The sequence below is a fragment of the Rhizobium mayense genome (assembly GCF_030272705.1).
GTDB lineage: Bacteria > Pseudomonadota > Alphaproteobacteria > Rhizobiales > Rhizobiaceae > Rhizobium > Rhizobium mayense.
This window is the reverse complement of the sequence record NZ_JARFYM010000004.1, coordinates 38,111-63,336: the sequence shown is the minus strand read 5'-3', so window position 1 is coordinate 63,336 and position 25,226 is coordinate 38,111. Positions and strand designations below refer to the sequence as shown.

Sequence of the window (25,226 nt, the reverse complement as noted above, 5' to 3'; positions counted from 1 at the left end):
GCAGGCTCTCCCGTACCGCATTTTCCGTGGTCTCGGTTTCCCGGCGCCGCAAGGGGAATTTCGGGTTTAAATTTGCGATCGGCTCATCTCCCATCGAGGTTGAAGGCTCCGTTGCGGGCTTCCTATTCGCTTTGCTGAAAGTTACGGATCCGGTCGAACAGGACGGCAAGCACGATCGCGCCGCCGATGAAGGTGCCTTGCCAGAAGGCGTTGATGCCGAGCAGGCCGAGACTGTTGCGGATCACTTCGATCAGAGCGGCGCCGACAAGCGCGCCGAAGGCGGTGCCGGCGCCACCGGCAAGATTGGCCCCGCCGATAACGGCTGCGGCGATCACCTGCAGTTCCATCCCGGCGCCGATATTGGTGGTGACGGCACCAAGCCACCCGGTTTGAACAATACCGGCGACGCCGGCCGACAAAGCAGAGAGCATATAAACGGCGACCTTGATCGTTCGCACGGGTACACCGGTGAGCGTCGCGGCATACTCATTGCCACCGATGGCAAAGACGTACCGGCCGAATCTGGTCCAACGCAGTACGAAGCCGGTCAGGAGTGCCAGCGCGATCATGTAGACCACGGGATTCGCAATGCCGAAGAGCCAGGCGCCGCCACCGAGTGCGAGAAGCTTGTCGTGATCCGGTCCGAATTGAAAGACCACAGTGTTGTTGGACGCGACCATCGCCAAGCTGCGGGCAATCGACAGCATGCCGAGCGTGACAACGAACGGCGGAAAGCCGACATAGGCGATCATTATGCCGTTGAAGGCTCCCACGACAAGGGCGGTACCAACGGACGCGACAATGCCCGTCACGATCCCGTAACCGGCATGCATGACGACCGCGAGCACCATGCTGCAAAGGCAAAGCACGGAGCCGACAGACAGGTCGATGCCGCCGGTGATGATCACGAGCGTCATGCCAAGCGCGATGATCGCCACGAAGGTGACGTTGCGGGTGATGTTATAGAGGTTGGTAGGCGTTGCGAACGAACTGGTAGCGAATGACAGGAAAATACAGGCAAGGATCACGGCGATCATCACCCAGAATGTCTGGCTGCCGAATATTGCAGCAAGAAAGCTCCGCTGTTTGTGTGCGATCGTCTGATCAAGAGTGATTGCCATGGTCGACCTTCGCTTGCTTTCGATACCGGCACGGCGTGTTGATCATACCTGTTCGATCGCGCCGGTGATGAGCCCCGTGACTTCTTCTGGCGAACTTGCCGCGATCGGCTTGTCGGCAACTTTGCGCCCGCGCCGCATCACAATCACCCGATCCGCGACGGAAAAGACATCCGGCATGCGGTGGCTGATCAGGATGACGGCGATACCACGGTCCCGCAATTGGCGGATCAGGGCCAGCACTTCAGCCACCTGCCGAACGGAAATGGCAGCGGTTGGTTCATCCATGAGCACGAGCTTTGCCTCCGCCAGCATCGTGCGGGCGATCGCCACCGCCTGCCGCTGGCCGCCGGACATCTGCTTTACGAGGTCCCGCGGGCGCGTCTCGGATTTCAGCTCCTTGAAAATTTCGCCGGCGCGCTTGTACATCGCCTTATAGTCGAGGATCCTCAGGGGGCCGAGTCCGAGGCGCAGTTCGCGCCCCAGAAAGACGTTTGCGGCAGCGGTCAGATTGTTGCAGAGGGCCAGGTCCTGATAGACGATTTCGATGCCGCGCTGTCGCGCTTCAATCGGCCGATACAGAGTGAGATCCTCGCCATTGAGGCTCATGGTGCCGTGGCTCGGCCGAAAGTTGCCGGCGATCATCTTGACCAGCGTGGACTTGCCGGCTCCATTGTCGCCCATCAGCCCGACGACCTCTCCCGCCTCCAATGAAAACGAAACATCGTTCACCGCCTGTATGGCGCCGAAATGTTTTGAGATGTTGGCAAGCTCAAGAACTGCCACCAGCCGTCTAGCCTCCCCCAAGCCGCAGTCTCGCCCTTTCCGAATATATTCGTTTCGATTTGAGCTGCGTTTCGCTTGCCGGTTTCCTCCCTGGCAGGCGTCACCAATATTTACTCAGAACCGCGTGAAATCGTCAATCAGATGATACTAATTTACTGTCTTCCCTACAATTATTCGTTTGTAGTACAATTCCGCGGACGCGCGGGGATGCACGTATATTAGCTGTTGTCGGAGGGGAGCATGTTAATCCTTGTCACCGGCGCAACGGGCAAGGTCGGGCAGCATTTTATTGCCCGGTTGCTTGACGATTCACGCTTTTCAAAGGCGCGCATCCGCGCGCTTTGCCATAATCGCATGCGCCCGGAAACAGAGCGTGTCGAGGTCACACGCGGCTCGATCGCCGACCGGGAAACAGTGGCCAAGGCGCTTGCCGGCATCACCCATGTCGTGCATCTCGCCACATGCAAGGAAACGCGCGCCGACGTCATGGACGTTACGGTCAAGGGGCTCTTCTGGCTACTCGAGCACTTCCGCATAAGTGCCACCGCGCGCCAATTCATCCTCATCGGCGGCGACGCTGGTATCGGCCATTTCTACTATCGTCACCAAGCGCCGATCACCGAAACCACACCGCACCAAGCCTATCCAGGATGCTACGCGCTTTCGAAAGTGCTGGAAGAGGTGATGCTGGAGCAATTCGGCATCCAATACGGCCTCAACGGCTGCTGCCTGCGCGCGCCCTGGATCATGGAAAAGGATGACTTCAAGTTCACATTGTCGTTCGGCGACGACGTCTTCGGCGGACCTGACTGGAAGACGCTTGTCCCGCGCGCAGATGCGGAGCGTTATGCCAGGGACGGCACGGTTCCCCTGCTGCACGACGCCGACGGACGTCCGTTGAAGCGCAATTTCGTTCATGTCGAAGACCTTGTCTCGGCGATCCTTTCGGCCATCGACAATCCGCGTACGAAAGGCCAGCTTTTTAACGTCTGCATGGATCGCCCCGTCGATTACGGCGAAGTCGCGGCCTATCTCGCGCGCACACGCGGTCTCGGTTCCATTGATATAGCCAGCCAGTTCCATTCGAACTGGATGGACAACAGCAAGGCTAAATACCTGCTGAACTGGAGCCCTGTCTACGATCTGGAAATGCTTATCGACTCGGCCTGGGGATACGAGCGTTCGGAGGAGGATCCGCGCATCGTCTGGTATCCGGGTTGATCACGTGGCGGGCAGTGGCGCCCGCCTTTTTCAAAGGGAGGAAGCCATGAGGAAGGCATTGTTGCTTACAGTCGCGGTATTGGCGCTTACGGCCGGACAAACCCTGGCAGCCAAGAAACAGCTTGTCATCGTCGTGAAGGGTTTGGACAACCCGTTCTTCGAAGCGATCAACCAGGGTTGCCAGAAGTGGAACAAGGAAAATGCGAGCTCCGAATACGAATGTTTCTACACTGGTCCAGCCTCGACCTCCGATGAGGCCGGCGAGGCGCAGATCGTTCAGGACGTGTTGGGCAAGGCCGAAACGGCAGCGATAGCCATATCGCCGTCAAATGCCAAACTCATTGCCCAGACGCTGAAGACGTCCAATCCGAAGGTTCCGGTGATGACGGTCGACGCCGATCTGGCGGCCGAGGACGCTGCGCTGCGCAAGACCTATCTCGGAACCGACAACTATACGATGGGTGCGCGCATCGGTGAGTACATCAAGAAGGCCAAGCCGAATGGCGGCAAGATCTGCACGATCGAAGGCAACCCCGGCGCCGACAATATCCTTCGTCGTGCGCAGGGTATGCGCGACACGCTGACCGGTAAGAAAGGCCTTACTGAGATGAAGGGTGAGGGCGGCTGGACGGAAGTCGCAGGCTGCCCGGTGTTCACGAACGATGACGGTGCCAAGGGTGTCCAGGCGATGACCGACATCCTGGCTGCAAATCCGAACCTCGACGCCTTCGGCCTCATGGGCGGCTGGCCGCTGTTCGGCGCGCCGCAACCCTATCGTGACCTGCTCAAACCGATGGCCGACAAGATCGGCAAGAACCAGTTCGCGATTGGTGCTGCGGACACGATCGGTGACGAGGTGGCGATTGCCAAGGAGGGCCTGGTGACGGCACTCGTCGGCCAGCGGCCATTCGAGATGGGCTACAAGGCGCCTACCGTGATGATGGACCTGATCGCCGGCAAGAAGGTCGAGGGTACGCTTTTCACGGGGCTCGATGAATGCACCAAGGACACCGCCGATACTTGCATTCAGAAGTAAAAGCCGTAACCGGAGCATGTCGCGTTCTCATGCTCCGGTTGACAAATGTGCCGCTGAAAGTGGGAATAGCTTACTGTGGCGATCGGGTAGGCCCAGACCGGAAGTCTTTTCCCTAGCCAAAGAAGGGTGAAAATTCGAAGATTTTTGTGACAGCCAAGTCTCTCGGGACTACAGTCACAAGGGGATCTCTATCGCGTCCGAGCGTGACCGCTCAGTCCACGATTTCAATAGTCTGTTACGCCGCGATCAGCCCCGAAGCGTTGCGTCGATTCTGCCGCGTTAAATGCCCTGAAATAGATCTCGTATTAAAACGCTCACCTGTCGAAGTCTGGGGGTCGTCTGGGATGTGTGTTGAAAATGAAGATTGGATTTTCCTGCCATCTGAGACGCCGAGAGGCAGCCTCAGAGTAATATCTGCTCGGACGTTATTATTTGAAATATTTAAGGCCGCCTTGTTGGTCGCGGTTTGTGCAGTCGGGCCAATGGAAATGGCAACCGCACAACCAATCTCGGCAGAGCAGGGCGAGCAAAACGTCATGAAACCATCGGATGCAAAAAAGAAAATTGTGAAGAGCCAAAACGCGACTTCTACAAAACTTGTAAAACCAATTTATCTCGGGGCAGCGCCGTATATTTGCACCCCAAGCGGATTTGGACATACTTCAAAATGCTTTTTAAGATGAGCGGCTTTCCTCATCTCGCGGTCTTGAACATCGGGTCGGAGCCGCAAGGAGTACGGAACCTGAGCTGAAGAGGCCGTCTGTTCGATCCTTAAGTCAGCATAAACGCAAGCGGCCGGTCGGCCAGCAAAATGTTCCTTGCGAGAATGCTTTGGCCTACTTGCCTTGCGATAGCTTTAGCCGCATGCGCTTGTATCCAGCGGTTGCGTGGTCGCCGGGCCGTACCTTGAGGTATTCATCGTCGGCTTTGGCAGGAGTTGTCTTGAATGCATACCAATCTCCGTCCGGTTCGCGCTTCTGGAAAATGACGTTGCCTCTTTTTCGATGACTGAAACACGTCAGTGCCGGGGCGCTTCCTGTCTGCGCGTACCATGTCGCCCTGAAACAAAGCTTGCCTGTGTCGGTTGTAAACCAATGCCCAACACCGACGGAACCCGTTCCCTCACCGGACCAAGCTCTAAAGTCGCGCTGTTTTGCTGCAAAATAGCCTGCGCCATTCTTCCAGATCCAGGTGCGATTGTAATAGAGCTGAAACACCTCCTCGGCGGTCATTTGTACCGACTTGGCCGGCGGTTTTGACATTGTGCCGTGAACAGTATTGGCGGCAATCGCACTCGTGCTGATCGCGCCGAAGATACACAATAGTAACAGCGTTCGGAATGCAGTCATCGATTCCCTCCTGTCTGTTGAATCTCAGCCGGCGAATGATTGGCGATAGATTGGCATTGGGACAATTGCGGTATTTTGCCGTTCGCTAATTTGAGCAGCTTGTGGTTGATCTTGCAAGCGGCTGATTTTTACGGCCTGCCACGAGGCAACGGCGCTGCTGCAAAACATTCCTGGCGACCGGAGGGCACTTTCGTTTCGCCGCAAGATTGCATGGATGTATGAATTATCAATCATAAACAATTTGGTTTTAAATTGTTTGCTTATAGAAACTTAGGGTGGTACAAATAACCCATTGATTGCTGTGAGGAAATTTTGCCTGACTCGCCACAGAATGGGCATTCGCCACCAGTTCCCGTCGAACGCCGGCGTTGGCCCCGGTCATCGGACACTGCCCAGGAAGCAAGTCCGCCTTTGCCTCCGGCCTTGGAACCTCTGCGGTTTTCTACGCGCGGCTTGCCGTTGAGCGATCAATTTGCAGCCTGGCAGGCGTATTTGGCGCCTTTGATCGATATCCGATTGCCGGACGGTGCATCGGATGACGCTGGCTTTCCGGCCGATCACACGGCTTGGAATCTTGGGGGCATGCTTGTCGTCCAGCAGTCGGTGCCTGCGCATTCCTACGTGCGTTCGGCGGCAAAGCTGCGATCAAATTCAATCGACCATTGGCATGTCGTATTGCTGCGCAGCGGCCGAAGCTGGACCGAGGTCGACGGTAAAGTCTCGGAGGGTGGGCCGGGAAAAGTCGAGTTGAGGTCTCTGGGACATCCTTTTAGAGGAAGAGCGACGGACTCACAAAGTCTGTCATTTTACCTGCCGCGGGAGCTGTTTCTGGACACGACCGCGGTCAACGACATTAAAAATAACATGGTATTCTCCGATACCTATATTAACCTTCTGATCGACTACCTTGGCAGCCTCGAGGCAAAACTGGCCAGCATGACCGCGCCGGATCTTCCCCGTGTTGTCCAAACAACGCGCGATATGCTGGTCACATGTCTATCGTCGCCGGCGGGAAGCTCTGGTCCTGAAAAGGCACAGAGCAATTTAGCCCTGATGGAGCGGGTGCGCCGTTTCGTTCAGCAAAATTTGGGTTCGCAGAATCTCACGCCCGACACAATAAGCCGAGAACTCGGCATTTCGCGCACTCGACTTTACCAGTTGTTCGAGTCGAGCGGCGGTGTCCTTCACTATATACAGAAGCGTCGCCTTTTTTCGGCACATGTCGCTCTGAGCGACACGGTGAACCGGCAGCAGATCCTGGAGATTGCCACCGCTGTCGGTTTTACCTCCGCGGCTCACTTCAGCCGGGCGTTCAGCAAGGAATTTGGTTATACGCCTCGCGAGGCTCGAAACGTCGCGGCGCCGGCTTTTCTCGCTCGGACAGTTTCATCCGTGGATGTGAAAGACAGCTCAAACCCATTTGGCAACTGGCTCAATTCCCTCGGACATTGATGCAAGCGCATCGACGGTCAATGCCTGGCAGGGGTGCCTCCTTAAGGGGCTGCCATAGGCGGCCGACCGCTTGCGTCTCGCAAGCCCGCCGTCGGGGTTGAGAGGCCTGGCACATCAATGGATGCAGTCTTCAGTGTCGAGACCGAGATGACACCAAGCCTCCATGTCATCCTGCGGAGGCTTACTTGCGAACCATTCGCCGCGCCATCTAAGCGTGACATCGGCAATTGGTCATATGGGGCCGAACTGGCGACGAGGTTTCCGTCAGCCATCTCAGAACGTTGCTACGGCTCTGAGGCCAAAAATCGCTGCATTCTGTATCCGTGAATTGGGCTTGTTGGGATCGGCTGCGTTGCCGCCGGGTCGTATGACATATTGAAAGAAGGGCTGGGCCGACAGCCATGGCGTGACGGCGGCCTGATATGTAGTTTCGATTACAGCTTCGGAACTCGGCACCGGCTGCGATGTTCCGGTGAAGGCATTCTCGGCCTTTACCAGGTCCGACATGCCCGAACTCATGCTGGCATAAGCAAAGCTGACTCCCGCGGTGTCATCGTCACGCCCCGGCAAAAGCCCTTTATAGGCAAGACCCATATCGACATACCAGTTCATGCTATTGCGCTCCTGCTGGGGCGCAACCGCCAGACGGACAAATCCATTAAGGCCGTTGTCTGTACTACCTGGCTCTTGCCAAAGGGTCTGATCGACAACGCCATATACCGCAAAATTGCCGGAGAGCCGACGAGGGGTCCCGCTCGACGAAGGATCGGCCAAGGAAACACCGTTCGATGCGGTGGAAAGACTGTCAAACTTCTCTGAATTGTACCAGGCGCCGATCTTATATGTGCCCGGCAAGCCGGGATCACCTTTCCCCGGCATATAGGCATAAGCCGCTTCTGCAATTGCGAGCACGCCATCGCTAATTGGAAATCCCAATCCGTTGGCATTGCCGTTCGGGTCCGACCCGGTTGGACTCCCATTGAAGACGGCGGCCTGCAACGTCCAAGCATCGTCAGGCTTGACGATGATCTGGGCGCCCGGAACGGCAAATGGATATGCCGGGCCTCCCCCGGGAAGATCTGCCGCGAAAATGCCGGGCCATCCGAATGTCGAGTTGACGAAAAGACTTGCGGTATTGCTGATCGCGAAGTTCTGGTCCGCCAATATTTGGCCGACCTTCACCGTCACCTTGCTATTCATAAGACTCTGCGAGATGTAAAATTCTCCAAGCCTGACGCCAGGATCAGCCTCCACCGACGTCACGGTCAGAAGATTGCCTATATCCTTTCCGGACAGGCCCTGGCCCTGGATCGCATAGCCAGAAATATGAATGCTGCCGCCGGTCCAGCCTGCCAACCGGCCCATGTCGAAGTCGCCCTGCAATTGGAAGACACCGTCATAGGCAACTCCCCTTCTCACACCGCCCGATACATTACCGAGCACGTCGCTGGTTTGCGACATCGTGAAAGTAACACCCTGGTCCCGCAGCCAGTTGCGATAGCCATGCCAATCGCCGGTGAGCGTCGTCGCAGCGTAGTTTGGCGGTGCCGTATCATCAGCCCTGGCATCTGCCGCAAACATTATCATGGCGAGTGTGAGCGGAAGAGCAGCGATAGCTGATTTTTTCATCGGCTTTCCTTTACCTGCAACATTGATCTTATTTCAGTAAGCCTGCGAATGCAGGCCGTGGACAGGATAATTTCGATGCGGACATGGAAAACCTGTGGGTCAAGTAGACAGGTGGCGCGCATCGCTGTGACGAGTTGAATCTCTGCGTTGATGTTCGATGCCAATGTTTGATGGTGCAATCCTCTCGCGATCTTGGAGGAATTCACCATGGCCGATGTTCTGCATGGGAGCGCCACGACGCAAGGCAATTCGTCGAGCAATACAAAATAGTGAAGAGAGCGTGAGGCGCTTTCGACACGGCATGGGATCGATCAAAAGACCGCCGCCAAATGGAAAAAGCAGACATCGTTGGTCCGCCGACCGGGCCGAAAGATCGGCACTTGGCGGTCCTCTCAAAATCGCGATCGGCAAGAGATGCTGTCGCAAATATGGACGCTACGGCAAATTTCAGGATTCGCGTCTAACGACAGTTAGAATTTAAGAAAGTATAAAAAAACAATCATAACAACGCCGAATACAACGCTTTGATCCGGTTTTGCACGCCACAAGTGTGCTTTCAATCGGCAAAGAATAGGCAGACTTCGGGGCTAGATCAATGAAAGTCATGCGTCCGATCAATAACCGCATCAATACTGATACGCTCATTAGCGAAATACGCATCCTCCGCTCAAAACAACAGGCTCGCCACATTATGGTCGCCGGTGGCGCCGGTTTTCTTGGGTCTCATCTTTGCGAACGCCTCCTCAAACTGGGGCACACAGTCATCTGTGTCGACAATTTCTCGACGGGACTGGAGCGTAACATCAGTCATCTGCGGAACTTCAAGCGCTTCAGCGTCATAAAGCATGACGTCGTCGATCCGATCGATATCGAAGTCGATGAGATCTACAACCTTGCCTGCCCGGCGTCGCCTCCCCACTACCAGGCTGATCCGGTGCATACGATGAAGACATCCGTCTTCGGTGCGCTCAATTTGCTGGAACTGGCTGCGCGCACCGGTGCCCGCATCTTCCAAGCCTCTACGTCGGAAGTATACGGCGATCCGCTTGTACATCCACAGGTTGAGGGTTATTGGGGGAACGTGAACCCGTTTGGTCCTCGGTCCTGCTATGACGAGGGCAAGCGCAGTGCCGAAACGCTGTTCTATGATTTTCATCAGAGATACGACGTCGAGATCAAAATCGCGCGCATTTTCAATACCTATGGCCCCCACATGCGTCCTGACGACGGTCGCGTGGTTTCAAACTTCGTCGTGCAGGCGCTGAAGGGCCAGGACATAACCATCTATGGCGATGGCTCGCAGACGCGCTCGTTCTGCTTTGTCGATGATCTCATCGAGGGCTTTCTGCAATTGATGGCGACTGACCCGTCATTCACCGGGCCCGTCAATCTCGGAAATCCTGGCGAATTCACCATTCTGGAGCTTGCCGAGCAGGTGATCAAACTGACCGGCTCACGCTCGAAGACCATCCATAAGCCGTTGCCCAAAGACGATCCGCAGCAACGCCGTCCCGACATATCGCTCGCGCAGCACAAATTGGGCTGGCAGCCGTTGGTGCCGCTATCCACCGGCCTGGAAAAGACGATCTGCTATTTCGATCGCCTCCTGACCGTAGAAGCGCATGAATGGGTGGGGACCGCGTGATGTGGCAACGAAAAGTTCTGGTAGCTGGTGGCGCCGGATATATCGGCAGCCACACGGCAAAGCTCCTTCACTCAAACAATATCGAGCCGATTGTCTTCGATAATCTGGTCACGGGACATCGCTCTTCAGTGCGCTGGGGGCCGTTCGTGCACGGCGACATCCTCGATACGAGCGACCTGACGCGGACCCTCATGCAATACAAGCCGGATGCGGTCGTGCATTTTGCCGCATCCGCCTATGTCGGAGAATCCGTCGAAGACCCCGCCAAATACTACCGGAACAATGTCATCGGCACGCTATCCCTCCTGGATGCTTGCCGTCATGCCGAAATCGACAAGATCATATTCTCGTCGAGCTGCGCGACCTATGGCACTCCGCAGGTTCTCCCGATAACGGAGACAACGGCGCAGCGGCCGATCAATCCCTATGGCAGGACAAAGCTCATTGCCGAGCAGGTCATGCGGGATTACGCGACGGCCTATGACATGAAATATGTTGCGCTGCGGTATTTCAACGCCTGCGGGGCCGACCCGGATGGCGAGCTCGGCGAATGGCATGAGCCGGAGACGCATCTCATTCCAAGAGCACTGCTCGCGGCCGGCGGGGCAATCTCGCATCTCGGCGTTTTCGGCGACGACTACGACACGGAAGACGGAACCTGCATCCGCGACTATATCCATGTAACGGATTTGGCGCGTGCCCATGTTCTGGCGCTTGAACATCTCATCAACGGCGGCCAGAACCTCGCAGTCAATCTCGGAACCGGTCACGGCTTGTCGATAGGCGAAATCCTGAAGGCCATCGCTCGGGTGACCGGCCGCGAAGTGCCGGTTGAAATGCATTCACGACGGGCCGGCGACCCGCCGGCTCTCTATACCGATCCGGCCTTTGCGCGGGAGACGCTCGGCTTCTCGCCGGAATATTCCGACATCGACACGATCATCCGCACTGCCGCTCCCTTCTTTGGCTTGGAGTCGCGGGCATGACGGATTTTGCTGACAAAATCGCACTGGATGCCGCTGGACCCTCACAGGTCCCGGTTCTCGAAGGTCGGTGCCGCAGGGAATATCTTGTCGGTGCTGCAATCTGGCTGGCAATGCTTGTTTATTTCTGGGCCTGGTGGCTGAAGCCGGAGCATTATATCGGCTTCTGGCGCTTCACCCTGGTCACAGCGATATTGGCGTGGGTCACCCTTCTGCCGGCCTATTTCATTGCAATATTCTATCGCGCGCGCAAACCCAGCGGACCGTTGAAGCTGCCAGTCGGCAGCCGCGTCGCCATGGTTGTGACCAAAGCGCCGTCCGAGCCTTTTTCCGTCGTGGCAACGACGTTGCAGGCGATGCTCGATCAGGCATTTCCGCACGACACATGGCTTGCGGACGAAGATCCGAGCCCAGAGACCTTGAACTGGTGCCAACAGCGCGGCGTCCTGGTTTCGACACGAAAGAACAGGCCGGATTATCACCGTACAAGTTGGCCACGCCGCACGCGATGCAAAGAGGGCAATCTTGCCTTTTTCTACGATCACTACGGCTATGAGCGCTACGATTTCGTCGTGCAGCTCGATGCGGACCATGTTCCGGAACCCGGCTATCTCGTCGAAATGCTGCGCCCCTTTGGCGACCCCTCTGTCGGTTACGTCTCCGCGCCGAGCATTTGCGATCGTAACGCATCGGAAAGCTGGGCTGCACGCGGGCGGCTTTACGCGGAGGCGAGCATGCACGGCTCCCTCCAGGCCGGCTACAATTACGGGCTCGCCCCTCTTTGCATCGGATCGCACTACGCCGTGCGCACAGCCGCGCTCAAGGAAATTGGCGGACTGGGACCGGAACTTGCGGAAGACCATTCGACAACGTTGATCATGAACGCAAATGGCTGGCGTGGTGTGCACGCACTTGATGCCATAGCGCATGGTGACGGCCCCCGCACATTTGCGGACCTCATCACTCAGGAATTTCAGTGGTCACGCAGCCTTGTCATGCTGCTGCTGCGATATACGCCGATTTACCTTTCGCGCTTGCCCCTGAGATTGAAGTGCCAGTTTCTGTTCGCTCAGCTGTGGTATCCGCTTTTTGCGCTGTTCATGGCCGTAATGTTCGTCATGCCAATTCTGGCGCTTGCCTTCCATCAGAACTTTGCCGCGGTGGGCTATCCCGAATTTCTTGCGCATTTCGCGCCGCTCTCTGCCACGTTGACGGTTCTGGCCTATCGTTGGCGAGCCACCGGTTCATTCCGGCCGTTCGATGCCAAGATTTTGAGCTGGGAGGCCGTGTTTTTCCTTTTCGCACGCTGGCCTTGGGCGTTGGCCGGCACGGTCGCTGCTGTCAGGGACTGGATGACCGGCTCCTATGTCGACTTTCGCATCACGCCCAAAGGCGCGTCCGAAGTGGATCCGCTGCCCTGGCGAGTCCTGATACCGTACGCCGTTCTGTCGCTCGCTTCCGTGGCGCCCGTTCTGCTCGTGAACAACGCCGGCGAAACGCGGGGTTTCTATATCTTCGGAATTATCAATTCCGTGCTCTACACCCTTTTGTTGCTGACAATCGTCATCCAGCACGCTCGGGAAAATGTCGTCAGGATTCGAGCAGGCTCGTACCGGCCGGTTATGGCCGCGAGCCTCCTCTGCCTCATCGCTGCTCCGGGATTTGCCACCGTCGAACGCGGAACGGAAGGATTGGTGTCTCTGACGTGGGGCGCCGGGCGACTGAGACTTTATGAAACGACGTATGCAGTGGCCGGCGCCGGCTTTGGAAGGCAAGACCTCCACAGGTTCACGTTCAATCCACATTGGTTGCCCGCCATGTCGGGCAGCGAGCTTTCGCAGGAAGAGTCGTCGGATCCGATCTGAGGATCGGAACCGATGAGCAGGCAAACGATACCAGTGTTTTGTTGACAGGAGGAAGACCCAATGAGCAACAAGAAAACCAAGGCAACAGCGGTCGCCCTATTTGTAACTTTGGCGACGACGGGAACAATCCTGGCGGCAAGCATACCCCGCGGAATCCCGACTGGCGCAACGGCTCAGGCCAACCAGATAACCGACAAGCGGCCAAAAATCGGTCCGGACTCCGTGACTTTCGGTGCCTATGATCCTCACGGTGATTTCACTAGTGACTCGAACTCAAAGATCGAGCATGTCTTCCTTCCTTGGGAGGATGTCGATCTTTCAACCTTGACGCTCGCTGATGACTACGCCCAGAAGCGGGGACGGAAGCTGCTGATTACGGTGGAGCCGTGGTCCTGGTCGACAGATTGGCGAACGACATCCGAGAAGCTGCTCGAAGGCATTCTCGCTGGCAAGTACGACAGCAACATGGCTGCCGTCTGCTCGACCGCGGCTGCGCTTAAGAGTGATGTGACCATCCGCTGGGCTCAGGAGATGGACGAAACCGAAAACCGGTTTAGCTGGTCGCACTGGCAACCCAGCAGTTACGTCGCAGCCTACCGGCGAATGGTGGACGTTTGCCGCAAGCATGATAAATCGGCAAAATTTATGTGGTCGCCCAAGGGCGAGCCTGGCCTTGCCGCGTTCTATCCCGGGAATGATGTCGTCGACGTCATCGGCCTGTCGGTGTTCGGCCTGCAGCAGTTTGACAAGGATCATTTCGGCACAGACCGAACCTTTGCGCAACTGCTGGCGCCCAAATACCGGCTGGTCCAGGGCTTTGCCAAGCCCATCGTCGTGGCCGAGCTCGGTTATGACGGGGATTCCACATATGTTGGCAACTGGGCCGCGAACGCCGCCAAGCGATATCCCGAATTTCCGAATCTGACGGCCGTTGTCTATTTCAATGACAAAGAGCTCTATCCTTGGCCCAAACCCTATGGCCTCCCCAACTGGCGGGTTGTCAAAGAGGCCATGAATTGAACGGGATACGGGAAGTCGCGTCTTCACAAAGTGCGACAACGCCACCGCGGCCCGTATGATCCTAAAGTTGCCTGGATCACAGCGCCGCCGTTGCGGTCGACGGCCGGGAAGCTTGCCATCGTTGTAGAAGCGGCATGAAGCGGGTGCGACGTAAGTCTGTCGCATCCGCTTTATTGCATTTGATAAGCCGGATGCCTTTGCGCCAAGGACGCGGTGGATTGCGTTTGCGACTATCCGGTTCCTGCCGAAGGTGGCGTCTACATGGTGCCTCCGTCCAATCAGCACGTTCCTAACAAGACACGTGCCTCTACCGATTAGATCATCGAACGAGCGGCCTGCCCTGGTCGGAGCGCTGAAGATCCGACAATCCGCAGCAATGTTACGCACTGTCCCAAAAGGACGAGTTGTGAGGCAGTCAGCATGGTCAATATAAATAGTGTTGACTAATCAATTAGTGTCGACTATCGTATTTTCATGATTGAACCGGCCTCCATTACCAATGTCATGCGCGCCCTTGCCGATCCTACGCGGCGGGCGGTCTACGAGCGGATCGCAAGTTCGGACGAAATAACGGTGGTCGAATTGACGCGGGGAAGCGGCGTGACGCAGGGCGCTATCTCCCAGCACCTCAAATCGCTGAAACAAGCCGGTCTGGTCGCCGAGCGGCCTGAAGGCAGGAATGTCTACTATCGCGCTGAACCGGAAGGTTTGACGCCTCTCGTGGACTGGATGAGCCACTATGGCGTCTTCTGGCGCGAGCGTTTCACCAATCTCAGAACCCTCCTGAAGGAGATCGATCCATGAACCAAGCCGTGAACCCGAACACGCAAGCCATCGTGGCCGAAGAAGTCTTCCCGCATGCGCCGACAGTCGTCTGGAAAGTCTTGACCAACGGCGAGCTGATCGGCCGTTGGCTGATGGCGCCGAAGGGCTTCGAGCCTGTGGCTGGCTGCCGTTTCACCTTTCAAACCACGCCGGCAGGCGAATGGGACGGCACCATTCATTGCGAAGTGCTCGAGGTCGTGCCGAATGAGCGGCTGTCCTATGCATGGAAGGGCGGTCATGAGAGCAACGACGGCTATGGCTCGAAACTGGAGACGGTGGTCACCTTCACCCTCTCCAAGGCCGAGGCAGGCACGCGCCTGCGGCTAGTCCATTCGGGCTTCGTGCTTCCGAAGAACGACACCGCCTACCGCAACATGGGCGAAGGCTGGAAAAAGGTGGTCAAGAAGCTCGACATAGTGATTGCCGAACAGGCGTCTTCGCAAGCACATTGAAGCAACAGGAGAACGATATGAACAATCTGTATACCGGTGGCTGCGCCTGTGGCGAGATCCACTATGAGATCACGGGCGAACCGGCAGTCATGGTTGACTGTCAGTGCCGGCAGTGCCAGCGCGACAGCGGTACCGGACATCAGTCGCACCTGACTTTTGTTGCGGCTGAGGTGAAGGTCGAGGGAGAGGCATCACATTGGCAGTCCGTCGGCGACGGCGGAACCGTGAAGCGGCGAGGCTTCTGCCCGACATGCGGTTCGTCCGTCTACATGACATTTCCCGATATGCCGGATGTATTCATCGTCACGCCGGCAAGCCTCGACGACCCAAGCCGCTATAAGCCACAATTGGTGTCCTGGACCACAGCTGGATATGCTTGGGATCACCTCGATCCGGCAGTGCCGAAATTCGACAAGATGCCGACGACTTGAAATAGAGCGTCTCCTGCGTCGATTCCCGTCAACTTTGTTACTCCACGGTTCGGTGCACAACGATTAGGATGAAGCGATGAAACAGTCCAAAGCTGAAGTCCTCCGTGAGTATGGGCCTTTTCCGGCTACCAGTCGTGTGAACGGCGTCACCTATGACGGCGAGCACGTCTGGTTCGCGTCCGGAGACAAGCTCAACGCCGTGGACCCGGTGACCGGTGAGATCGTGGAGACGATCGATGTCGCCTCACATGCCGGAACGGCTTTTGACGGCCGGTATCTCTTCCAGATCGCTGAGGATCGCATCCAGAAGATCGATCCGAAGACAGGCGAGGTGCTCTCCGTGATCCCGGCCCCGGGTAACGGCGGCGACTCCGGGCTTGCCTGGGCTGAGGGAACGCTCTGGGTGGGGCAGTATCAGGGCCGAAAGATCCATCAGATCGATCCGGAAACGGGGACGATTCTTCGCACTATCGAGTCCAGCCGCTTTGTGACCGGCGTCACCTGGATCGATGGCGAGCTCTGGCACGCGACCTGGGATGGTGAGGAGAGCGACGTGCGGCGGGTGGATCCCGCAACGGATAAGGTCTTGGAACGTGTCAACATGCCGGCCGGCGTCTTCATATCGGGGCTTGAGTCCGATGGTGGAGATCAGTTCTTTTGCGGCGGCGGGAGCAGCGGCAAGATCCGGGCTATCCGTCGGCCGAGATAAGCGCCTTCCGCCGTAAAGCGATAATGATCGGCCTCGCACAATGCGACGCCGATCATACGGTCTTGATCAGGCCTAGTTCAATGCGACGTCGAGGCGTTATGCAATGATGACGTCGTATTCACCGCCTATGAGGGCAACGCCTCGCCGGCTTGCTCCCGGACCATGTACTTGGCGTACCAGTCCGGCCAGTTCTCATCGTACTGCCCGCCGTTCCGTTTTTCGTGTTCACCGTGCGCGGTCGCAGCGCGACGGAGCGCGCTCGCGAGGTCGCTCACCGAGGTGAATGTGGTTTCGTCCGCATCCACGCGTCCAGGCAATCGCGTGGTGATCTCTTGGAATAGCCAGCCATTGCCATCCGGATCGCTAAACGAGGCAAACGAGCGATAGCTGCGTTGTTCGGAATCCCGGCCGCTGACCCGAAGCCGCCCAAAGAGGTAGGGTTCGTCCGTGCCCGCGTACACGCCGTCGCTGGGATGAAATATCTCGCTGACCTTGATGTCGCGACCAAGCAGCTCGTCGCGAGCAGACTTTATGTCGGAGACGATCAGGTACAATCCCTGGGCGGAGCCGGGTGCGGCCGCGGTGACGTTCTTGCCGAAGATGACCGAACATCCGGAACCCGGCGGCGTGAACTGGATCACGCGGTAGTCGTTCCCCTGGCTGAAGTCGGCGTCAAGCCTCCAGCCCATGTCACCATAAAATCGCTTGGCGCGATCGACGTCCGAGACGGGGATCACGATGACCTCGAGCTTCGTGTCGACTGCCTGCTGCTTCGGCATTTCGATTGCAGCTTCGCTGTGCTCTTGAACATTGCTCATTTTTAGCTCCCTAGAGTTGGTTGCCTTGCATGAAATCATGTGCGGCGGCCGGGTTCGAATATCCGGCTCTCCGCCTGGGGGAGAACGAAGCGGCAGGCCGCCATAGATATGAGCTTCAGGTCCCCCTGGCGGCCGCGGGCAGTTTCCCGCAGAAGAATTTGGGCTGCTCCCATGCGGCGAAATGGCCGTCCCTATTGTATGCCGTCCGAATATACTCCTCAGGAGGCAGAATCGCCCGTTATTCGTTGTGGGCTTCTGCTAGCCACCACGAATGCGGCCGTTTTTCTGAACAAATTCGGGTGTGCCGGACGGCAGGCCGCTCGGCCACAGCGTCCCTCGCTGAGCGGCAAAACAAACAGCCCTGCTGGCTCTCACTTGCGGATGGTGTTGGATGAGACTATATTTAGCCTCAAATGGACCGAAGGAGATGAAGATGCTAGCGTTCGAGAATGTTGCCGATGTGCTTGGCCTGCCTGCCAAGGAGACATCAGCCCGTTCGCCGTTCGGGCTAATGTCTAGAATTGAGGGCGGGTTGCCCATCTCCGCCTTGGAGCACGTGTCGAGCCTACTTGCTCCGAATGATAGCCAGTTCAAATACCGCTTTGTTCCGAAAGCGACCTATGAGCGGCGAAAGAGCTCGCACCGCCTGTCGTCGGATGAAGGAATGCGGGTTGCGCGGGTGGCACGCGTATGGAATCTCGCCGTCGATGTCTGGCAGACGGCTGACGCAGCACGAGATTTTCTGTTTCGCTCCCACCCGATGCTGGAGGACAGAAAGCCGATCGATGTGGTTATTCAGAATGAGATCGGTGCGGAATTGGTGCTCGATATTCTCGCCAGCCTCAAATACGGCAGCGCTGCGTGACGGCTCAGATTCTTGATCGCACGCTGTCGTCCTTCAGGATCGGTGATCCCACGGGAACGTTTCCGATCTTCGATGCTACCGGTTCGACCATCGCGCCGGGACGATGGAATACACCGGGAAGTCCGGTCATCTACAGCAGCGAACATTATTCGACTGCCCTGCTGGAGAAACTGGTCCATGGCAGTGGCCAGCTGCCTCCGAACCAGCATTACGTGGAAATTACGATTCCGCGAGGATTGACCTATGAGGTCTTTTCCCAACCGGCGCTTCCAGGTTGGGATAGGATGCCGGCAACGGTGAGCAAGAGATTCGGAGAGCAATGGTGCCTGGAGAAACGAAGCGCGATCCTGATCGTGCCCAGCGCGATAGCGCGCCTCGACAATAATATCATCATCAATCCAGCCCACCCCGAATTCCGGGCTATCTCTGCGAGCCTGCATCACCCGGTTTTTTGGGACAAGCGACTGTTTGGGTAATGAGCAGCTCAAGCTTGATGCAGCCCCAATTAAGTTTGTGCGCTCCAGTCCATGGCCAATGAGCTAAGCAGCAAATCCATCGATGACGCCTGCGACCAGGGCGGCCACCTCAGGCGTCATCGCACGTCCGCTGCCAACTGGACCAATGGTCAAGCATCTGCTTAGCCTACGCGACCAAGGCGGTGATAGAGGTTCGAATATTTGACCGCGTCACGCTGGCCTTCGACCTCATGCAGGTAGTGTGCGATCGCCACCCGTATGAGCTCAAAATCTTCCTGCGAAAAAACGGCACGTGACCGCTGGGGCTGGTTCGGTATTGTTGCCTCTTGATATTCGGACATTTCGTTCTCCTTTTTGAAAGGAGCGGGACGTCATCGCCCGCTCGTGTATTGCAAGTATTTGGCTGGTTCTTATGCGGCGAACTGATTCATCGTGTTATGTTTGCCGCCCGCCTTCAGCGCGGCTTCGCTCGAGAAATATTCCTTATGGTCATCTCCGATATCGGAGCCCGCCATGTTCTGGTGTCTGACACAGGCGATTCCCTGACGGATTTCCTTGCGCTGGACGTTCGCGACGTAGCCGAGCATGCCCTGGTCGCCAAAATATTCCTTGGCGAGATTGTCTGTCGAAAGAGCCGCGGTGTGGTAGGTCGGCAAGGTGATGAGATGGTGGAAGATACCGGCGCGCACCGAGGCGTCTCGCTGGAATGTCCGGATGCGCTCATCAGCCTCCATCGCCAGCGGTGTGCCATCATACTCTTCGCTCATGAGCTTCGGCCGATCGTAGCCGGAAACCTCCTTGCCATCGTTCTTCCAGGCATCAAACACCTGCTGGCGGAAATTCAGTGTCCAATTGAACGAGGGGGAGTTGTTGTAAACGAGCTTTGCATTCGGAATGACCTGGCGAACGCGGTCGACCATGCCGGCAATCTGCGCGATATGGGGCTTTTCCGTTTCGATCCACAAAAGATCGGCGCCATTCTGCAGAGCTGTGATGCAATCCAGGACGCAGCGGTCAGCACCGGTGCCCTCGCGGAACTGATAGAGGTTCGAACGCAGCCGCTTGGGCCGAAGAACCTTGGAGCCTCTCGTGATCAGAACTTCGCCGTTTTGGTGCTGACCATCGGTGACCTCCTCGCAATCCAGGAAGGAATTGTACTGATCGCCGATATCGCCTTCCCTGGCGCTGAAAGCGATCTGCTTCGTCAAGCCGGCGCCAAGGGAGTCGGTGCGCGCGACGATGATGCCATCGTCGATGCCGAGTTCGAGAAATGCATAGCGGCAAGCGCGGATCTTGGCGATGAACTCTTCGTGCGGAACCGTGACCTTGCCGTCTTGATGGCCGCATTGCTTTTCATCGGAGACCTGGTTTTCGATCTGAAGCGCGCAAGCGCCCGCCTCGATCATCTTTTTTGCCAGCAGGTAGGTCGCTTCGGCGTTCCCGAAGCCGGCGTCGATGTCGGCTATGATCGGAATAATATGGGTCTGATAGGTGTCGACCGCCTGTTGCAGCTGCCGATGACGAACGCTGTCGCCCGTTTCGCGGGCGCGGTCGATATCCCGGAACAGCATGCCGAGTTCGCGTGCATCGGCCTGGCGAAGGAATGTGTAAAGTTCCTCGATCAGAGCCGGGACGCTGGTTTTCTCGTGCATCGACTGATCCGGAAGCGGCCCGAATTCCGAGCGGAGGGCCGCAACCATCCAACCGGAAAGATAAAGATAGCGCCGCTCGGTGGAGCCGAAGTGCTTCTTCAGCGAAATGACCTTTTGCTGCCCGATAAAGCCATGCCAGCAACCAAGCGATTGCGTGTATTTGCTGGGATCCTGATCATAGGCGGCCATGTCCCGCCGCATGATCGCCGCGGTATACCGCGCAATATCCAAACCAGTGCGGAAACGGTTCTGCAGGCGCATGCGGGCGACCGCCTCGGGCGTAATGCCCGTCCACATTTCGTTTGCTTGAATGAGCTTATCGGCGTCTTCAACAAAGGTCTGGTACGACATCTTTCCTCCACAGGGCATTATGCTGCGACTGCGAATAGAGCTAGGCTCATTTGACGACGGTGGGGAGGCCTCTCGATGTCATGTTGTCAAACTTTACAAGATCGCCTTGTAATGTTGTAATATCGACATGGAAAAGCAAGGCGTCTACCTCGGACCACGTCTGCGGCGGCTGCGTCGCGATCTCGGGCTCACACAGGCCGACATGGCAGCGGATCTCGAGATTTCCCCTTCGTACATCGCCCTTATGGAGCGCAATCAGCGACCGGTGACGGCAGAAACGCTGTTGCGCTTGGCAAAAGCTTACAAAGTCGATTTCTCCGATTTCGCCGAACAGACAGGACCTGACCTGATCGCGCGACTTCAAACAGTCATGCGTGACCCGATCTTTGCGGATATTGACCTGGTGCCCCTGGAAATAGCCGATGCCGTGCATAGTTTTCCCGGCATCGCCGAAGCCATGCTGCGCCTTTACACCGCCTACAAGGAGGAACAATTCGCTCTTGCCGATCGAAGGCAGGGAGGTTTCGGCGATGGCGCCGGGGCTTCGGGAGACCCGGTCGCCGCCGTGCGCAACTTCCTTTCGGCGCGACGCAACTGTTTCCCAGTGCTGGATGTCGCCGCGGAAAAGCTATCGACGAAAATCGCGGAGGCGGGAGGACTTCCGGACTATTTCAAACAGCGTCATCAGCTTCGCGTAAGGCGGTTACCGTCAGAGGTGATGGCCGGCTCGCTCAGGCGCTTGGATTGGCATCGAAAAGACCTTTTGCTCGATGAGACGCTGGATACCGCAAGCCAGAATTTCCAGCTTGCTCAACAGCTTGCCTATCTCGAATTCGATCAGGAGATTGGAACTGCCACGCAAGAGGGCAATTTCGAAACCGAGAGCGCACGCAGGCTCGCGCATCGGGCCCTTGCGGCCTACTGTGCCGCCGCCATTATTATGCCCTATGCGGCTTTTGCGAAGGCGGTCGAGACGCGCCGCTACGATATCGAGGCACTGTCGCGTCAGTTCGGCACGAGTTTCGAGCAGACTGCCCATAGGCTGACGACGCTTCAGAAGCCGGGACACGAGCGAATTCCTTTCTTTTTTATTCGCGTGGACGTCGCCGGCAATGTTTCCAAGCGGCTTAACAGCGGCAACTTCCCCTTTGCCCGTCACGGAGGCGGTTGCCCTCTCTGGAGCGTCCATCAGGTTTTCACAACGCCGCGCAAGGTCGTGACGCAATGGCTGGAACTGCCGGACGGCCAGCGCTTCTTCTCGATTGCACGCACCGTCAGTTCCGGCGGAGGCGCCTTTGGGGCATCGCGCGTTGAGCGCGCCATCGCCCTTGTTTGCGAAGCCCATCACGCCGAACGCTTGATCTACAGCCGCCATCATCCTCAGGCTGCCGCACCCACGCCTATCGGAATAGCCTGCCGGCTCTGCCAGCGCACGACATGCACGTCGCGCTCCGAGCCGCCCATCGGCCGCCAAATTCTACCGGACGATTATCGTCGCACCGAGGCGCCGTTCGGTTTTTCAGACTCGTAACACAGACGAACCCTGCCTCAGGAGAAGATGATTTGCGCCTTCATGGCCCGGTTGCGGTCGGACGCAATCTCGAAGGCACCGATCGCGTCGGCAAGCGGCACGGAATGGGTGATCAGCGGTCTGACATCGATCAGACGCTTGCGCATCAATTCCACAGCTGTGCCGAATTCCTCGTGGAAGCGGAACGAGCCACGCAGCTCCAGCTCCTTGGCGGTGATGGCGAGCATCGGCAGCGTCATGTCGCCTCCGATACCCAGTTGCACGATGATGCCACGTGGCCTTAGCGCCGCGATCCCGCCGGTGAGCGCCGCGGCGGCACCCGAACATTCATAAAGGATATCGAAAGTTCCCTTGTCGGCCGAATAGGCGGCGAGCGCCTCCGGCTCTTCCTTTGTGTTGATGACTCTGTCGGCCCCGGCTTGCTTGGCAATCGAGAGCGTGAAATTCGTGAGATCGGTCGCTACGATTTCAGCGGCGCCGGCACGGCGGGCGGCCAGGATGGACAAGACACCGATCGGTCCGCAGCCGGTTACGAGGACCCGCTTGCCAAGCAACTCCCCGGCACGCCGCGTGGCGTGCAGCGTAACGGCAAGCGGCTCAGCCATGGCCGCTTCGCCGGCTGTCAGGCCGTCCGCCGGGACACATTGAATGGCATCGGCAACGAGCGTTTCCCGAAATGCGCCTTGAATATGGGGAAAGGGCATGGCGCTGCCGTAGAAGCGCATGTTCAAGCACTGATTGTGCAAGCCCTGCTGGCAGTAGCGACAGGTCCGGCACGGACGGGACGGTGAAACTGCAACGAGTTGGCCGATCTCGAACCCTTGAACGCCGGGGCCGAGCGCCGCAACCGTTGCGCTGACTTCGTGGCCCAGGATCATCGGCTGCTTCAATCGAACGGTGCCGAAGCCGCCGTGATTGTAATAGTGGAGATCGCTGCCGCAGATTCCGCCGGTGGCGAGCCTGAGCTTGACCTCTCCCGCACCTGGTTCTTCGTCCGGAAATTCCTCAATTCGCACGTCCTTGGCGGCGTGAGCGACAATGGCCTTCATGTCGTGCTCCTCAAAGAACAGGGCTTCTCTGCCGGTTTTCACCGGATCAAAGATGAATTCCATGTCGGTCGCCTAGACCTTCGCCTCGATGTCGGAATGGGCGCTCTGCATATCGAAGCCAATCCTGATCTAAGTAATCGCTGGCCTTCATATCTTTTCGATGCCTTGCTTGACAGCGAATGTTATCGATAACTAAGCAAACACCGGCATTTGTCGAGCTGAAAAACGGAGGAAACGGTGTCTCTTGGTCTCTTCGATCTCAAAGGGCGGCGTGCGCTTGTAACCGGTTCGTCGCAAGGCATCGGCTTTGCTCTTGCCCAAGGACTGGCGGGCGCGGGTGCGGAATTGGTGCTTAACGGGCGCGACGCTGAAAAGCTTGCCAAGGCTGCGGCTGAGTTCGACGGCACAGTTCACGTTCTGCCCTTCGACGTGACGGATCATCAGGCTTCTCGTGACGCGATAGATCAATTCGAAGCTGAGAGCGGTGCCATCGACATTCTGGTCAACAACGCCGGGATGCAGTTTCGCACGCCTTTGGAAGATTTTCCGGCCGATGCATTCGAACGGCTTCTTCGAACCAATATATCGAGCGTTTTCAATGTCGGTCAGGCCGTAGCGCGCCACATGATTACGCGCGGTGCCGGCAAGATCATTAACATCGCCAGCGTCCAGACCGCGCTGGCGCGACCCTCGATCGCGCCCTACACGGCAACCAAAGGCGCGGTCGGCAATCTCACCAAGGGCATGGCCACGGACTGGGCGAAATACGGATTGCAGTGCAACGCCATTGCGCCGGGCTATTTCGACACGCCGTTGAATGCAGCGCTGGTCGCCGATCCCGATTTCTCGACATGGCTGGAGAAGCGCACGCCGGCCGGGCGGTGGGGGCGCGTTGAAGAGCTGGTCGGCGCCTGCATCTTCCTGGCCTCCGACGCATCCTCTTTCGTCAATGGGCATGTGCTCTATGTCGACGGCGGCATCACAGCGTCGCTGTAATGCGATGCAGCCGCGACGGTTCCTCGTCACGGCCGTTTCGACGGAAAGGTCTGCAAGCCTCAGCTCTCGGCGCCGCGCAACTGTTCGAGATCGGCGATCAAACCGGGTCCGGTCGGCTCCCAGCCCAGCGCCCGACGCGTTTGCGCACTGGAAGCGGGCATGTCGTGGCCGGCAAACATTGCGAGCCAGCCGAAATAGGCGTGGGCCTCTTCCGGCGCGACGGATTTGACCGGCAGCTTCAGGCGCCGACCAAGGACTTGGGCAATATCACGCATCGGCACACCTTCTTCCCCGACCGCGTGATATTTTGCATTCGGCTCGGCCTTTTCGATGGCCAGGCGGTAGAGGCGGGCGACATCAAGGATATACGCCGCTGGCCAGCGATTGAGCCCATCTCCGACATAGGAGCAAACGCCCTTGGCGCGATAGATCTCGATCAGAGGGGTGATGAGACCTTGCCTGACTGGGTCGTGAACCTGCGGAAGTCGCACCACCGAGACATTGACCCCGCCCGCGGCGACGGACCTCGCCTCTTCCTCCGAGGCTGCGCGAGGATGCACGTCAGCACCGATGGTCGCATTGTCCTCCTTGGCCGGCTGGCCAGGCACAGTATTGGCGATCGGGGTCCCGGAGGTCACAATCAAGGGCCGGTCGGAGCCGGCGAGAGCCGAGCCAAGCGCCTTGATCACACGGCGATCGTCCTCGCAGTTCGCCGCGAATGTCGAGAAGTCGTGGTTGAAGGCCAGGTGGATGACGCCGTCCGCGCGAGCCGCTCCCTCCTTGAGGCTGTCCAGATCCTCAAGTGACCCGCGAAGAACCTCGGCACCAGTGGCAGCTAGAGCCACCGCTTTCTCGTCTGAACGCGCAAGGCCGAGCACCTGATGGCCAGCCACGATCAGGTCTTTTACAACGGCCGATCCGATGAAGCCGGTCGCGCCAGTGACAAATACACGCATCAATGCAGTCT

At 57.7% G+C, this 25,226-nt stretch carries 25 protein-coding genes; 16 read left to right on the top strand and 9 right to left on the bottom strand.

Translation table 11 applies throughout. The annotated features are described in order from the left end of the window. Positions 1–122 precede the first annotated feature (122 nt). Together PY649_RS07590 and PY649_RS07585 are read right to left on the bottom strand one after the other, a co-directional pair. Positions 123–1,121 carry an ABC transporter permease gene (locus tag PY649_RS07590; RefSeq protein WP_285867627.1) on the bottom strand — a complete coding sequence of 333 codons (999 nt, stop codon included), beginning with the start codon at positions 1,119–1,121 and terminating at the stop codon, positions 123–125. 42 nt (positions 1,122–1,163) lie between these two features. Continuing rightward, positions 1,164–1,949: an ATP-binding cassette domain-containing protein gene (locus PY649_RS07585; RefSeq protein ID WP_285867887.1), complete on the bottom strand. Its 786-nt coding sequence runs from the start codon at positions 1,947–1,949 to the stop codon at positions 1,164–1,166. Between the two features lie 195 nt (positions 1,950–2,144). Here PY649_RS07585 and PY649_RS07580 point away from each other — a divergent pair, with 195 nt between their 5' ends. The 3 genes from PY649_RS07580 to PY649_RS07570 all read left to right on the top strand — a co-directional run bounded on the left by PY649_RS07580 (position 2,145) and on the right by PY649_RS07570 (position 4,844). Further along, on the top strand, positions 2,145–3,125 hold the full coding sequence (locus PY649_RS07580) for an NAD-dependent epimerase/dehydratase family protein (RefSeq protein ID WP_285867625.1): 981 nt from the start codon (positions 2,145–2,147) through the stop codon (positions 3,123–3,125). A gap of 46 nt (positions 3,126–3,171) precedes the next feature. After that, positions 3,172–4,161, top strand: a complete 990-nt coding sequence (locus PY649_RS07575) for a substrate-binding domain-containing protein (RefSeq protein ID WP_285867624.1) — start codon at positions 3,172–3,174, stop codon at positions 4,159–4,161. Positions 4,162–4,505: 344 nt separating this feature from the next. Next, a complete protein-coding gene (locus tag PY649_RS07570) occupies positions 4,506–4,844 on the top strand; it encodes a hypothetical protein (RefSeq protein ID WP_285867622.1) in 339 nt (112 codons plus the stop codon). Positions 4,845–4,997: 153 nt separating this feature from the next. Here PY649_RS07570 and PY649_RS07565 read toward each other — a convergent pair whose 3' ends face one another. Further along, positions 4,998–5,510 (bottom strand): DUF995 domain-containing protein, encoded by a 513-nt coding sequence (locus tag PY649_RS07565; RefSeq protein WP_285867621.1) that lies wholly within the window; start codon positions 5,508–5,510, stop codon positions 4,998–5,000. A gap of 312 nt (positions 5,511–5,822) precedes the next feature. Here PY649_RS07565 and PY649_RS07560 point away from each other — a divergent pair, with 312 nt between their 5' ends. Continuing rightward, positions 5,823–6,962, top strand: coding sequence for a helix-turn-helix domain-containing protein (locus tag PY649_RS07560; protein WP_432761335.1), 1,140 nt, complete (start codon positions 5,823–5,825; stop codon positions 6,960–6,962). Between the two features lie 273 nt (positions 6,963–7,235). On the opposite strand, the gene PY649_RS07555 is transcribed toward PY649_RS07560, so the two are convergent. Beyond that, positions 7,236–8,591 carry a carbohydrate porin gene (locus PY649_RS07555; protein WP_285867620.1) on the bottom strand — a complete coding sequence of 452 codons (1,356 nt, stop codon included), beginning with the start codon at positions 8,589–8,591 and terminating at the stop codon, positions 7,236–7,238. A gap of 691 nt (positions 8,592–9,282) precedes the next feature. Between PY649_RS07555 and PY649_RS07545 the strand changes: the two genes are divergently transcribed. From PY649_RS07545 to PY649_RS07510, 8 genes are all read left to right on the top strand, one after another. Continuing rightward, the gene (locus PY649_RS07545) at positions 9,283–10,236 is read left to right on the top strand and encodes a UDP-glucuronic acid decarboxylase family protein (protein WP_432761337.1); all 954 of its coding nucleotides are present in this window, start codon (positions 9,283–9,285) and stop codon (positions 10,234–10,236) included. Next, positions 10,236–11,222, top strand: a complete 987-nt coding sequence (galE, locus tag PY649_RS07540; protein WP_285867618.1) for a UDP-glucose 4-epimerase GalE — start codon at positions 10,236–10,238, stop codon at positions 11,220–11,222. The genes PY649_RS07545 and galE overlap by 1 nt, the downstream gene beginning before the upstream one ends. Then, positions 11,219–13,084 (top strand): glycosyltransferase family 2 protein, encoded by a 1,866-nt coding sequence (locus PY649_RS07535; RefSeq protein WP_285867616.1) that lies wholly within the window; start codon positions 11,219–11,221, stop codon positions 13,082–13,084. The genes galE and PY649_RS07535 overlap by 4 nt, the downstream gene beginning before the upstream one ends. A gap of 60 nt (positions 13,085–13,144) precedes the next feature. Beyond that, entirely contained in the window at positions 13,145–14,104 is a 960-nt protein-coding gene (locus tag PY649_RS07530) for a glycoside hydrolase family 26 protein (RefSeq protein WP_285867614.1), read from the top strand. A gap of 474 nt (positions 14,105–14,578) precedes the next feature. Next, on the top strand, positions 14,579–14,908 hold the full coding sequence (locus tag PY649_RS07525) for an ArsR/SmtB family transcription factor (RefSeq protein ID WP_120706926.1): 330 nt from the start codon (positions 14,579–14,581) through the stop codon (positions 14,906–14,908). Further along, a complete protein-coding gene (locus tag PY649_RS07520; protein WP_285867609.1) occupies positions 14,905–15,381 on the top strand; it encodes an SRPBCC family protein in 477 nt (158 codons plus the stop codon). The genes PY649_RS07525 and PY649_RS07520 overlap by 4 nt, the downstream gene beginning before the upstream one ends. 17 nt (positions 15,382–15,398) lie before the next feature. Beyond that, positions 15,399–15,812 carry a GFA family protein gene (locus tag PY649_RS07515; RefSeq protein ID WP_285867608.1) on the top strand — a complete coding sequence of 138 codons (414 nt, stop codon included), beginning with the start codon at positions 15,399–15,401 and terminating at the stop codon, positions 15,810–15,812. 76 nt (positions 15,813–15,888) lie between these two features. Further along, on the top strand, positions 15,889–16,521 hold the full coding sequence (locus PY649_RS07510) for a Vgb family protein (RefSeq protein WP_285867607.1): 633 nt from the start codon (positions 15,889–15,891) through the stop codon (positions 16,519–16,521). Positions 16,522–16,646: 125 nt separating this feature from the next. Here the strand turns inward: PY649_RS07510 and PY649_RS07505 are convergent, their stop codons facing one another. Further along, positions 16,647–17,339: a VOC family protein gene (locus tag PY649_RS07505; RefSeq protein WP_285867606.1), complete on the bottom strand. Its 693-nt coding sequence runs from the start codon at positions 17,337–17,339 to the stop codon at positions 16,647–16,649. A 433-nt stretch (positions 17,340–17,772) separates the two neighbouring features. On the opposite strand from PY649_RS07505, the gene PY649_RS07500 reads away from it, so the two are divergent. Next, positions 17,773–18,204, top strand: coding sequence for an Xre family toxin-antitoxin system antitoxin (locus PY649_RS07500; protein ID WP_285867605.1), 432 nt, complete (start codon positions 17,773–17,775; stop codon positions 18,202–18,204). Beyond that, positions 18,201–18,680 (top strand): RES family NAD+ phosphorylase, encoded by a 480-nt coding sequence (locus PY649_RS07495; RefSeq protein WP_285867604.1) that lies wholly within the window; start codon positions 18,201–18,203, stop codon positions 18,678–18,680. Before PY649_RS07500 ends, PY649_RS07495 begins: the two co-directional genes overlap by 4 nt. A gap of 161 nt (positions 18,681–18,841) precedes the next feature. Here PY649_RS07495 and PY649_RS07490 read toward each other — a convergent pair whose 3' ends face one another. Next, complete coding sequence (locus PY649_RS07490) at positions 18,842–19,021, bottom strand: hypothetical protein (protein ID WP_285867603.1); 180 nt, start codon at positions 19,019–19,021, stop codon at positions 18,842–18,844. A 69-nt stretch (positions 19,022–19,090) separates the two neighbouring features. After that, on the bottom strand, positions 19,091–20,683 hold the full coding sequence (locus PY649_RS07485; RefSeq protein ID WP_285867602.1) for an isocitrate lyase: 1,593 nt from the start codon (positions 20,681–20,683) through the stop codon (positions 19,091–19,093). Positions 20,684–20,810: 127 nt separating this feature from the next. Here PY649_RS07485 and PY649_RS07480 point away from each other — a divergent pair, with 127 nt between their 5' ends. Next, positions 20,811–22,214 (top strand): helix-turn-helix domain-containing protein, encoded by a 1,404-nt coding sequence (locus tag PY649_RS07480; protein ID WP_285867601.1) that lies wholly within the window; start codon positions 20,811–20,813, stop codon positions 22,212–22,214. Positions 22,215–22,231: 17 nt separating this feature from the next. Here the strand turns inward: PY649_RS07480 and PY649_RS07475 are convergent, their stop codons facing one another. After that, a complete protein-coding gene (locus tag PY649_RS07475; RefSeq protein ID WP_285867883.1) occupies positions 22,232–23,263 on the bottom strand; it encodes an L-idonate 5-dehydrogenase in 1,032 nt (343 codons plus the stop codon). Positions 23,264–23,500: 237 nt separating this feature from the next. Here PY649_RS07475 and PY649_RS07470 point away from each other — a divergent pair, with 237 nt between their 5' ends. Beyond that, positions 23,501–24,259, top strand: coding sequence for an SDR family oxidoreductase (locus PY649_RS07470; protein WP_285867599.1), 759 nt, complete (start codon positions 23,501–23,503; stop codon positions 24,257–24,259). A 59-nt stretch (positions 24,260–24,318) separates the two neighbouring features. On the opposite strand, the gene PY649_RS07465 is transcribed toward PY649_RS07470, so the two are convergent. Next, a complete protein-coding gene (locus tag PY649_RS07465; RefSeq protein ID WP_285867598.1) occupies positions 24,319–25,215 on the bottom strand; it encodes an SDR family oxidoreductase in 897 nt (298 codons plus the stop codon). Positions 25,216–25,226 lie beyond the last annotated feature (11 nt).